Source organism: Parabacteroides sp. KHUB-02, from assembly GCF_056640955.1.
In genome coordinates this window covers 1,704,738-1,716,424 of the sequence record NZ_JBWQEV010000001.1, presented here as the reverse complement: position 1 = coordinate 1,716,424, position 11,687 = coordinate 1,704,738, and the positions used below count along the sequence as shown (strand labels likewise).

The window sequence follows — 11,687 nt, the reverse complement described above, 5'->3', positions numbered from 1 at the left end:
CGCTGTAAATGTTATTGGTGAATAATTGGGTTATCTGTCATAGACTCTCAGGTCCTTGTTCTCCACCACACGGAACGCCTCGAAGATGAATCCGTGAGGGTTGTTGTCACTGCGTGTGGAGTTGAGAAGTCGCCCTTTGGTCACTAGGCTACGCTCGGTGATACTCTTCTCGCGGATGATGGATAGTCTTGCGTATGTCACCACCTCGTAGGGATAGTGGTTGAAGTTGCAGCTTATGCTATCTACCTCGATACGCTGGGTTACATTGCCTGAGATGATACGGTTGTAATACCCCTGCTCCGCAAGGTCGCTGTAGTGCTCATATGCCGAGCGGTCGCTCAGAAACATTGCCCTCTGGATATTACCCTCGATGGCACTCTTGTCGGGTGCAAGCGTGAAGAAGAGTTCGTGGAAACGCTTCACATGCTCCCTTGCCTCCACAGGACGGTTCTGCTCCAAGTCCTGCGAGAGAGCCAGCATCAGCGACTTGCCCTCGTCAAGGACATATATCTTCTGTCGTTGCGCCTCGGCAAAGCTGTATGCCTTCCAAAGCGAGAAGCCCACAAGCGAAGCACAGACAAAGAGGTAGGCAATGCCGAAGAAGCGTATCTGCCTGAAGCCGGTCTCGATGTTTTTAAGTGATTTGAATTCCATTTGAATACTGTTTAATAGGTTATCGTTTAAGTAATCTTCCTGCGATGTTGCCGATTGCGGCACCTGTCGCACCTGCTGCTATCGATCCCGTGCGGCTCGCTGTCTGGGCTACATTTCTGCCGTAGTTACCTGCACCGCCGCCAGCCTGGATTATCCAGTTGGCCACTGTCGGAATGGTGAAATACCCGATGATGCCGATAATGAGGAAGGTGATATAGACCGCATTCGACCCGTCGGGGATGAAGTTGGGATCGGACAACTGCTCGATGTCCTTCTGTAGCATCAGTACCTGTATGCGTGCAAGCACGCTACTGAAAAGGTCGCTCACGGGCAGCCACAGATAGATGCTTATGTATCGGACAAACCACTGCGTGAGCGAGGCGTGGAAGCCGTCCCAACAGGCTATCGCAAAGGATATGGGTCCGAGTATCGAGAGGACGATGAGGAAGAATGTTCTCAGCGTGTCTATGACAAGTGCTGCGGCATTGAACATCAGCTCCAACAGTTCGCGGAAGAAGTTCTGAACAGCCTTTTTCATATTGTACATCGCGCGATCCACATACATTCCGCAAGCCTCAATCGCATCCAACGCTCCCAGCTCATCGAGCTTGTTGTCAAAGGACTCCTTATCCACGAGGTAGGCCGTTTCGGGATTGCGTTTCATCGCCTCAAATTCCAGCTTATCCTTCTGCCTACGATACTCGTTCATATCGAAGGTCTGCGTTTCAAGGATTCTGTGCGTTCCCGTCACGATGGGCGACATTACGCTGTTGAGCGTACCCAACACCAAGGTCGGAAAGAACATGATACACAATCCGAGAGCAAAGGGACGCAGGAGCGGAAAGACATCTATAGGCTCGGCTCTTGCCAACGACTGCCAGACACGATAGGCGACATAGAAGAGAGCACCCAATCCGGCAAGTCCTTTGGCGACACCCGTCATCTGCGAACAGAGGGGCATCATATCCACATACAGATTCTGGAGTATCTGATGCAGATTGTCAAAGTTTACTGCTAATAGTACCATAGTCGTAGGGTTTCAGGTTTACCAATAGCGTTCACTCGGCGAGCCGTAGAGGGACATCACACGGTCAACATCGTTCTGTTTCTTCGCTCTTAGGTAGGATACCCCGATGTTCTTGTTGGTGTAGTACTGCACAAGTCCACGGTATTGGAGCATCTCGCTGTAACACTTGTCGATGATATCCATACGGTCCTTGTCGCTCATCGAGAGCCCGTTCTCATTGACCACCGATTTAAGGTCATTTAAGAGGTGGGCACTCTCTTCGAGCAGTTTCGTATATCCCAAAGCTATGGCACTGAGTTCCTCCACCGTAAAATAGGGGTCGTTCAGCATACGCTCAAAGCTGTTTACATAGATGTCGGTAATGTCGCCCACAAGCAGGATGGTCTGCTGTACCTTGCGTGCATCGCGGACAAGGTTCTTCACCTTCTTCAGAGCATCGTAGTACTCCTTTCCCTGCTTGTAGATCTTTACTGTCTCCTGGAAGTTCTGAATCATCGTACTTGCCGTAGATGATGTATGTACGATGTTCTTCGTGGCATTGATGATGCCTTGTGCGAGGTTACCTGGGTCTGTCACCACCCACTGTGCCCTCGATGTCTGGCTGACAAAGAGAGCCACCAGACAGAGCATAAAAATTTTCAATCTCATACTGTTACGAATTAAAGGGTGAATAAATGGGTTACTTACTTCGCTTGCTCTCGGCAAGCTGCTTGATGGCGAGTTCGATATTGCCGTCCAACTTCTCGGTGAGTCGCTGCAACTCCAGCTTCTCGGTCTCCTCGGTAGTGTAGCAGTAATACTCTTCGGGGGATACCTCCGTGGCATAGACTGCCGACTGTGCTCCGCCAAGACCTATCCACACCTCCTTGTACTTCCTGCCGGGAGCATTGGAGAGGTTGATGGAGAGAATCTGTGCACGCTCCTTGTCGGTGAGACCGAGCAAAGCCTGTATCTCATCGAACTTGTTTACATACTTACGCTGGTCGAGAAGAATCTTGCAGTCGCTGTTGTTGATGATGGTACCCTTGACGATAGAGGAAGAGATAATGTCCTCGACCTCCTGCGTCACCACAACCGCCTCACCGAAGAACTTACGCACGGTCTTGAAGAGGTACTTCAGGTACTCGGCCATGCCCTCCTTGCTGATGGCTTTCCAAGCCTCCTCCAAGAGAATCATCTTGCGGATACCTTTCAGCCTACGCATCTTGTTGATGAAGGTCTCCATAATGATGATGGTCACTATCGGGAAGAGTACCTTGTTGTCCTTGATGTTATCCAACTCGAAGACGATAAACCGCTTGTTGAGCAAGTCCAGCTGCTTATCGGAGTTCAGTAGGAAATCATACTCGCCACCTTTGTAGTAAGGCTCCAAGACATTGAGGAATCCCCATACATCGAAGTCCTTCTCGCGTGTACGCTTCTCTTTAAGTATCTCCTGATACTCGTCACGGATAAACTCATAGAAGGTGTTGAACGAGGGCTTGATGCTCTTGTCGGTGCGTATTCGCTCCAAGAAGAGGTTCACGGCATTGGAGAGTGCCACCTCCTCGGCTCTCGTCGGTGGCTCATCGTCCCTTTTCCACAGCGTAAGGATAAGTGTCTTGATGGACTCCTTTTTCTCAATGTCGAACACACCATCCTCGACATAGAAAGGATTGAAGGCTATCGGATCACTCTCCTCATAAGTGAAGTAAATGCCGTCCTCGCCATGCGTGCGTGCATTGATAAGGTTACACAACCCCTGATAAGAATTACCCGTATCGACAAGCAACACATGCGTACCTTGCTCGTAATACTGCCTTACCATATGGTTGGTGAAGAAGGACTTTCCACTGCCAGAAGGACCGAGAATGAACTTGTTGCGGTTGGTGATGATACCACGCTTCATAGGCAAATCCGAAATATCCAGATGGATAGGCTTGCCCGTCAAGCGGTCCACCATACGCATACCGAACGGAGAGAGTGAATCCTGTCCTGTGGTCTCCTCAATGAAGAGGCATAGTGCCTGCTCGATAAAGGTGTAGAAGGACTCCTCGGCAGGGAAATCGCCTGCATTGCCGGGGATAGCAGCCCAGAATAGTGTCGGTGTATCCACCGTATTGTGTCGGGGCTTGGCCTCCATCAAGGCGAGCTGACTGCCTACATCGTTCTTCACACGCTTCAGTTTTTCCCTGTCATCGCTCCACGCGAAGACATTGCAATGGGCACGGATAGCCGTCAGCCCCTGGCTATGTGCCTCGTTCAGGTACTCCTCAATCCACTCGCGGTTAATCTGGTTGGAGCGACTGTAACGCGATAGCGAGTGCATATTGCGTGCTGTCTGCTCGAACTTACGCAGCATCTCCGCAGAGTCATCTATGAAGAGATACTGGTTCACGATGTGGTTGCAGGTGAGCAACACTCCGATAGGTGCGGCAAACGAGAGGCGGCAATCGCTACGGTCTGTTGAGAGACGCTCGTAACGGCTGTCGGTAGCCACGCTTGTCGGCAGGTCTTCGGGATCGGAGAGCGTATGCAGGCAGAGGTAGTTGTCGCCAATCTTCATCTCGCCAGCTCCGAGGGTGATGTCCTGCAAGCAGGTGGTATCCTCCTGCGAGAGCGAGAAGTATTTCTCGATGATGCCCGCACTTGACTCTGTGCCTGTAATCTCATCGCCCGTAAGACGGGTGAGCGTGATGAATCCGCTGTCGTTGATGATACGCTCGAACTGCTCGCAGCACTCCAGGAATCGACTTACCGCCTCCTTGTCCTGCATCTCCTTCGGGATGATGAAGCCACGGGTAAGGGCATTGAAACTGCTGGTCGTGCGGCTATGCTCCTTGGTGGTCTTGGTGAGGAACAGATAACAAGTGTGCTTCAGGTAAGGACGCTCGTTGAAGTGTCGCTCGAAGGAACGAGATAGGAAACTGATATCTTCCTTCTGCAACTCGGGTGTGTAGCTCTCCTCAATGAAGAAGTCCTGCTTATGCACGATACTGTAGTTCGGCAAGACCTTGACCGCCTTGACCCATGCCGAGTGTATCGCCTCATACTCCGCCTGTGTGACGGTGAAGAGTTCGGGAAGCTCCACACGATAGCAGACCGTGATGTCGGCATCCTTGCTGATGATGCAGTCGTGCTCAACCGAAAGAATCGGGAACTTGCTTTCGAGGGTAGCTGCTTTCATTACATTTCTCATGACTTTCTGTTTTTGAGGTTAGGAATAATCAATCGCAAGAATCGTTTGCGGTTGATGATGTAGCGGGGATGGTTCTTTGCAGCCTGTATCTTCATCAAGCCCCACTCGCCATACTTGGCATTCAGGTGGAAGGTCGCCCAGACAAGTACCGAAGCGGAGATGACTCCCAGTACGATACATATCCATTGGTTCACGCCTGCCATATACAGCACCATAAAGGCAATGAGTATGGCGAGCAGACCGCCGGCGAAGATGAAGAGGTATTGGCTGCGTAGCCCCTTGAACTCGGGGCTACGACCAATCCCTTTGTTGATTTGATAGACCGCCATAATCAGAGGAAGAATGAACGGAGAATAGTGGCGGCTACAATGAGGAAGATACAGGCACCGAACCAAGAGGCTGCGGTCTTCGAGGTATCGGGGTCGCCCGAAGAGAACTTCGAATAGACCTTCACGCCGCCGATAAGACCGACTACGGCTCCCACTGCGTAAATCAACTTGGTACCGGGATCGAAATACGATGTTACCATGTTGGTAGCCTCGGTGATACCTGCGATACCGTTACCCTGTGCGTAAGCACCTACTGTTGCAAGCATAAATGCTGCTGCGAATAATACTTTTTTCTTCATACGTCGAAATGTTTTTTAGTTATACAAAAAGTGATTTCGACTGCGAATATATAGCACTTAATCCATTGATTTTCAAATCGGTCTATACACGTCATAACGTGTCATCAGATGTCATAGTTGGGGTGTTTTGAAGGGTGGATTTTGGGGTGAAAAGAGGTCGTGAGGAGTTATAAATGATGTGCCAAATTTGAAATAGATTTTGTACCGAAGAGTGAATTTATGGAAATAGAAAATGATAATTTGCACTATTTATGGAAATAGAAATAAACAAATCGCATTATTTATGGAAATAGATTGCGAAAGATTTGCTGTTTTATGGAAATAGAATTATTTTTGCAGTAAAATAATATGAATTATGAATACTCAGACATTACTATCAATAGTAGCAGACCAGCGTGAGGAGTTGCTAGCGAATGATTACTCGGAGTTGTGCCTACGTCCTGAAGAATCACAACTTGACTTAAAGAGCAATCGAGCTCAGGTTGTGATAGGTGTCAGACGATGTGGAAAATCAACATTATGCGAAATGTTCCTTAAGCAAAAGGGGATTGACTTTGCCTATGTAAACTTTGATGATGACCGAATGGAGGATATGAAGGCAAGTGATTTAGACCATTTGCTTGAAGCATTATATATGACTTATGGAGAGTTCAAATATCTGTTCCTTGATGAGATACAGAATATAGAAGGCTGGCCATTGTTTGTCAATCGATTGCTTCGCCAGAAAATGCATCTATTTATTACAGGTTCTAATTCTAAATTACTCAGTAAGGAATTAAGTACACATCTGACAGGAAGAAATAATAAGGTAGAACTCTATCCTTTCTCATACTCCGAGTATTGTGCAATGAAAAATATAGATACCACTTCGCTATCAACAAAAGCGAAGGGTATTCGCAAAAGTACCCTACATGAATATCTTCTACAAGGTGGATTCCCAGAATTGTTCAATGAAAGTAATCGTAGAGGTTACATTAACGGATTATTGGATGCCATCATCAAGAATGATATAGCAAAACGTTTCAAAGTTCGCAATGTGGAAGCATTACGAAGAATCGCAGCTTATCTTGCCGATAATTATTGTCAGGAATTTGTCGCAAAAACGGTAGGAGAATTATTCGGAGTATCAAATCATACGGCTGAGAACTATTATTCCTACCTTAAAGAGGCTTTTCTATTGGTAGGAGTAAATCGTTTCTCATATAAAAGTAAAGATCGTGTAAGAAACGAAAAGGTTTATGTAGTGGATACTGCATTTGTCACAGAACGCGAGGATAATTTCTCATTGGAAAATCTCGGCTGGAAGTTGGAGAATATAGTATGCATTGAGCTGATGCGTCGCTATAAGCCACTCTTTTGTGATGTTTTCTACTATAAGGAAACATCTTCGCAAGTTGATTTTGTTATAGCAAAAGATGGCAATGTACAAGAGTTGATACAGGTATCATACGATATCTCTACTGAAAAGACACGCAATAGAGAGATTAGAGGTTTGAAGAATGCAGCCAAGAAACTAAAGTGCAATAATCTTACGCTTGTAACCTTTGAAGAACAAGAAACAATTGAGGAGGATGGTTACACCATAAATGTTGTTCCTGCTACAGAGTGGTTACTTAACAAATAAATCTTATTTAATTTACTAATAGTAAGGCAAGAATCATAATGCACGAGGCATTACGATACTTGCCTTACTTGTTAATTGGAGTAGCTGAATACACATATAAACACTGACACCCCGATTCACATCGGAGTGCCAGCCCAGTTAACCAAATATATAAACAATGAAAAAAAGAATGTTTATTACATAAATTTATTCCAATCAACCGCAATACGCTCTGATTGCATACCATTCAGCCTACGACCTGCACCATCAAGATTATCCTTTAGCAATCTATCCACTTGCTTTTCCGTACTGATAGAAGTAGTGTAAAAATGATAGATGTCGGAATCTTGAAGTTTATATAAGGTCTCTGCGGCATCCATAATCTTTTCCTTATCTGTAGTCCTATTCAATAAGACATCTGCTACATTACCCAACTCTTCAAAAGTACAGGCTCCCGAAAATTCCGGATCAGGAATAGACTCGGAAGACATCAATTCCTTCATATCCTCTTGCGACAATCTTTTCTGCGGTACAAAATTATCCTCAACATCTTCCGGATTGACATCTTCATCAACAGGTAGCTCAATCTGCTTGAGGTCTATTGAACGTGTCGGAGTCTTGCGAGCGACTTCAGGGTCTTCATAATAGATAATATTGGACTTACCCATAACCTCATTCGGATCATCAAAAACCATAGGTTTGATTTTAGGCTTGGGCTTTTCTTCTACGGGTGACTTCAATGTTTCATCTTGTGAAGTGTCTTCAAATCTCTTGGCAAGTTCCTCTACTATTGCTTGAGCTTCCAAATCAGAATAAGATGAAGGTTGAAATGCTTGCTCTTCAGGCTGTACCTTATGCAACATAGGTCTTTGCATTCTGGCTTTTCGCCTGTCCTTCCTCGCTTTCTCTTCCATCCGTTTCTTTCGATACTTCCACAATCTGATACGGGCAATACGAGCCCAATTGTGTAACATATTCCAGAAGTCATACATTCGCTGACTGAAAATCATATTCCATACTTTGTATAATATATAGGTTGCTGATACTGCCTTAACTGATATATAAAAAATGGTTGTTGTCATAGTTGTTAAATTTTAGGTGGTGAAAATCGTTCTTTATAAAGTTGAGTTATCTCCTCAATGTTAAGTTCTATATGCTCTGCTATAATGTTACTGAGATAGCTTGCAATGCTGGTCTCTGGAGCAATCACGGGCAAAAAGTTCTTGATTTGCTCGTATAGCTGACGGTTCAGATACACTTGAACACGCCCCGACATCGGTGTATTCATCAAATACTTCTGTCTATAGTTGCTCTCTTCCTTTTTTTTGCGAGGCTTGGGCTTTTCTTGCACCACCTCTTCAACAGGTTCTTCCTCGGTGGTTATGGCTTCATTCAGAATCTCCTGTACAGAAGTTTCATTCTTAGAAACATTATCAGGTTCCCGCCCTGCCATATACCCCCTTATAAGATCCTCATCGACTTTTACGCTCTTCTTTGCCATAGTTATTTCAGTTTAAGTATTTCAAGAAGTTCATTGGCAAGTTCCTGTAATCCGCTTCCTTTGAGTTGCCCCGCAGGAGGAGGCAACAGCGAACATCGGAAATAGGTACGAGATGACATCGACAACTCCTTCTCGTATCGACAAAGTTCTGGGATACTTGATTTCAGTACTTTTAATCCTGTCTTCTCCATCAGCTCCGAATAGTTCTTGAGTACCTCCACATTGCTCCTTCGCTTTACCTTCGTCCAGAACATATAGATGTCCTTAAGCGGAATGCCTTTCTTTTCTGCCAAGAATCTCACCACACTGCTTGCGAAGCTGAAACTGCTATCCATTACAAAGTTGTCGGCAGCAATGGGAGTCAAAACATAATCCACATTGAAAATGGTCTGTAAAACTCCGGGGACATCCATAGAACCTGGGAGGTCAATAAAAATGATGTCATACTCTCCAGTTTCAGCAAACTCTCCCGCTGTGGCGCGGGCCTCTTCGGGCCTTACCCTTTTGATAGGATAAATCTTACAACCTCGAAGTCTTTGCTCTTCAAGAAGCGTCATATACCTATTGTTTTTCTCCACCATCTCCTTGTCTCGTTCGCGGAGATTATAAAGGCTACGCTGGGTAGCATCACAATCCACGATGGCTACACTCTTATCCATCGTATAGTTCAGGAGGCTGGCAAGGGCTACCAACATTGTACTTTTACCAACTCCACCTTTCTGGTTGCTTACTGCAACAAATACTGGCTTTTTCTTCATAACTGTAAATTTTTTAATTGTTAATTACTTATTACATTATTTGTCTATTACTTGGTTTGTTGGTTACTTGGTGATATGGTGACATTGTGCTCACCAACCAATAAGTCAACCTTTGTTTGTTGCAACGCCCCAATAATGCAATAATTATTTGCTTGCTTACTCTCACAATTTCACCAATCCTTAATCACTTAATCAAGCAATCAATTATTGGTTTGTTGCACCATTTCTGACGCAAAGAAATAGCGAAAAATTGGAATAATCACTATGTCGTCAAGCCTCTGACTATACATGTCATCAGATGTCATTACATAGCATATAACTCTCTATTTACCAATAGAATACACCTGTCTAACTTTGCACCCGAAAGGTCTATGGACGCACGACGAACGGAGTTTTCGGATGCTTCTCTCTGAGGGGAACGGCGATAGCCAATTTTACGAAGGAAAATTCATGTTCAAGCGAACATAGCAAGTTGTGTTTTGAGGCACCCGAAATGTTTTCGGGCACTCAAAACAAACTTGCCACTCGCCTGCGGCTCGGGGAGGGATTCACTCCAAAGTCGTGAATCCATAGCGGAAGTTAGTAACCAATAAAATGTAAAAGTATGCAGACGAACAACAGGAAAAACCAAAGAAAAGGTGTAGGTCGGAAACCTAAATTAGATCCAGCTATACATCGCTATGTGGTCCGATTGACATCGGAAGAGAACGGACACTTCGACATCCAATTCCAAAAATCGGGATTCAAGGAGAGGTCGAAATTTCTAAAGGCTCTAATCTTCGAGCGTGAAGTAAAGGTGGTAAAACTCGACAAGGCGGCTATGGATTATTACATACGCCTCACGAATTTCTACCATCAGTTCCAAGCCATCGGTAACAACTACAACCAGACGGTGCGAGCCGTAAAAGCCAATTTCGGAGACAAGCGGGCATTTGCCCTTGTCGCCAAATTGGAGAAAGCCACACTGGAGTTGGTAGTGCTGAGCAAACAGATTGTCGCCCTCACACGCGAGTTTGAGGAGAGGCACTTGAACCGTAAAAGCGGAGGTTGATATGGTGGCTAAAATCAACAGAGGTGCTTCGCTCTACGGAGCCATCATCTACAATCAGCAGAAGGTGAACGAGGTTACCGCCCGTATCATTGCGGGCAACCGTATGATTACCGATTCTCTCTACGACCCTGATAGGATTGTCAGTCAGACGATGTTCGCTTTTGAGAGTTATCTCGCTGCCAACCGCAACACCGAGAAGCCTATCCTGCATATATCGCTCAATCCTACACTGGACGACAATCTTACCGACAGTCAGTTTGCGGATTTGGCAAGAGCCTATATGCAGAAGATGGGCTACGGCAACCAGCCCTACATTGTCTATCTCCACGAGGACATTGACCGCAGACACATACATATAGTATCTACCTGCGTGAATGAGAACGGTGAGAAGATAGACGATGCCTATGAATGGAACCGCTCGATGAAGGCTTGCCGAGAATTGGAGCAGATGTTCGGACTCAAGCAGATTGCCGACAAGCGAAAGGAGTTGTTGGAGCCTTATCTGAAAAAGGCAGACTACACCCATGGCGATGTAAAGCAGCAGGTATCCAACATTCTCAAGAGTGTCTTCACCTCGTATCGTTTCCAGTCCTTCGGCGAGTATAGTGCCATGCTCTCGTGCTTCAACATTGAGGCAAAGCAGGTCAAGGGCGAATTCGATGGCAAGCCATATTCGGGTATCATCTACACGATGACCGATGACAACGGTAAGCCTATCTGCACACCCATCAAGTCCTCGCTTATCGGCAAGCGTTTCGGCTACGAGGGTGTGGAGAAGCGTATCGCCTATAATGCTCAGGAGTTCCGAGCGAAGAGGTGGCAACCCAAAATCCGCAACGATGTGGCTCTGGCAATGCACGGCTGTCGTGGCAACCGCGAGGAGTTCGTGCGTCTGCTTGGTAGCAAGGGCATTGATGTGGTGTTCCGCGAGAACGATGCAGGGCGCATTTACGGTGTCACATTCATCGACCACCACAATCGTGAGGTATATAACGGTTCCCGTCTGGGTAAGGAGTTCTCGGCAAACAACTTCGAGAAGCTATTCAACTCGCAAGGCGACATTCCATGGGCCGATATGCCGCAAGGTTTCTCCGAGAGCCAAAGCCTCTCATCGGCAGACCTTGAATCGGACATAGAGCAAGCCTTCGGAATCTTCTCGTTTGACGCTCCTGCAAATGATCCGCAGGAGGAGATGCTCGCCAAGCAGTACCAGAAGAAAAAGAAGAAGAAAAAACGCCGTTCACGCGGCATATCGTAAATCAATTTCACTAACCATTAAAACGAATT

General features: G+C 46.1%; 12 protein-coding genes. 3 read left to right on the top strand and 9 right to left on the bottom strand.

Annotation, left to right across the window (positions count from 1 at the left end):
- Nucleotides 1–30: 30 nt before the first annotated feature.
- Genes traK through ACYIA1_RS07465 form a run of 6 tightly spaced genes read right to left on the bottom strand, consistent with a single transcriptional unit; the run spans nucleotide 31 to nucleotide 5,487 of the window.
- Entirely contained in the window at nucleotides 31–654 is a 624-nt protein-coding gene (gene traK / locus ACYIA1_RS07490) for a conjugative transposon protein TraK (protein ID WP_007664650.1), read from the bottom strand.
- A gap of 19 nt (nucleotides 655–673) precedes the next feature.
- A complete protein-coding gene (traJ, locus tag ACYIA1_RS07485) occupies nucleotides 674–1,681 on the bottom strand; it encodes a conjugative transposon protein TraJ (protein WP_258328226.1) in 1,008 nt (335 codons plus the stop codon).
- A gap of 18 nt (nucleotides 1,682–1,699) precedes the next feature.
- On the bottom strand, nucleotides 1,700–2,329 hold the full coding sequence (locus tag ACYIA1_RS07480) for a DUF4141 domain-containing protein (RefSeq protein ID WP_025018902.1): 630 nt from the start codon (nucleotides 2,327–2,329) through the stop codon (nucleotides 1,700–1,702).
- A gap of 31 nt (nucleotides 2,330–2,360) precedes the next feature.
- Nucleotides 2,361–4,859, bottom strand: a complete 2,499-nt coding sequence (locus tag ACYIA1_RS07475) for a TraG family conjugative transposon ATPase (protein ID WP_342975025.1) — start codon at nucleotides 4,857–4,859, stop codon at nucleotides 2,361–2,363.
- A complete protein-coding gene (locus tag ACYIA1_RS07470; protein WP_342975044.1) occupies nucleotides 4,856–5,188 on the bottom strand; it encodes a DUF4133 domain-containing protein in 333 nt (110 codons plus the stop codon). The genes ACYIA1_RS07475 and ACYIA1_RS07470 overlap by 4 nt, the downstream gene beginning before the upstream one ends.
- 2 nt (nucleotides 5,189–5,190) lie before the next feature.
- Nucleotides 5,191–5,487, bottom strand: coding sequence for a DUF4134 domain-containing protein (locus ACYIA1_RS07465; RefSeq protein WP_005794045.1), 297 nt, complete (start codon nucleotides 5,485–5,487; stop codon nucleotides 5,191–5,193).
- Nucleotides 5,488–5,842: 355 nt separating this feature from the next.
- Here ACYIA1_RS07465 and ACYIA1_RS07460 point away from each other — a divergent pair, with 355 nt between their 5' ends.
- On the top strand, nucleotides 5,843–7,111 hold the full coding sequence (locus ACYIA1_RS07460) for an ATP-binding protein (protein ID WP_342975026.1): 1,269 nt from the start codon (nucleotides 5,843–5,845) through the stop codon (nucleotides 7,109–7,111).
- 176 nt (nucleotides 7,112–7,287) lie between these two features.
- Here the strand turns inward: ACYIA1_RS07460 and ACYIA1_RS07455 are convergent, their stop codons facing one another.
- Genes ACYIA1_RS07455 through ACYIA1_RS07445 form a run of 3 tightly spaced genes read right to left on the bottom strand, consistent with a single transcriptional unit; the run spans nucleotide 7,288 to nucleotide 9,349 of the window.
- On the bottom strand, nucleotides 7,288–8,172 hold the full coding sequence (locus ACYIA1_RS07455; protein ID WP_342975027.1) for a DUF4122 family protein: 885 nt from the start codon (nucleotides 8,170–8,172) through the stop codon (nucleotides 7,288–7,290).
- A gap of 5 nt (nucleotides 8,173–8,177) precedes the next feature.
- Nucleotides 8,178–8,591 carry a DUF3408 domain-containing protein gene (locus ACYIA1_RS07450; protein ID WP_007664664.1) on the bottom strand — a complete coding sequence of 138 codons (414 nt, stop codon included), beginning with the start codon at nucleotides 8,589–8,591 and terminating at the stop codon, nucleotides 8,178–8,180.
- 2 nt (nucleotides 8,592–8,593) lie between these two features.
- Entirely contained in the window at nucleotides 8,594–9,349 is a 756-nt protein-coding gene (locus tag ACYIA1_RS07445; RefSeq protein WP_342975028.1) for a ParA family protein, read from the bottom strand.
- Between the two features lie 604 nt (nucleotides 9,350–9,953).
- Here ACYIA1_RS07445 and mobA point away from each other — a divergent pair.
- Together mobA and mobB are read left to right on the top strand one after the other, a co-directional pair.
- Nucleotides 9,954–10,400 (top strand): conjugal transfer protein MobA, encoded by a 447-nt coding sequence (gene mobA / locus ACYIA1_RS07440; protein ID WP_151882808.1) that lies wholly within the window; start codon nucleotides 9,954–9,956, stop codon nucleotides 10,398–10,400.
- A gap of 1 nt (nucleotide 10,401) precedes the next feature.
- Nucleotides 10,402–11,658, top strand: coding sequence for a conjugal transfer protein MobB (gene mobB, locus ACYIA1_RS07435; RefSeq protein ID WP_480334894.1), 1,257 nt, complete (start codon nucleotides 10,402–10,404; stop codon nucleotides 11,656–11,658).
- The last annotated feature ends 29 nt before the right edge of the window (nucleotides 11,659–11,687 follow it).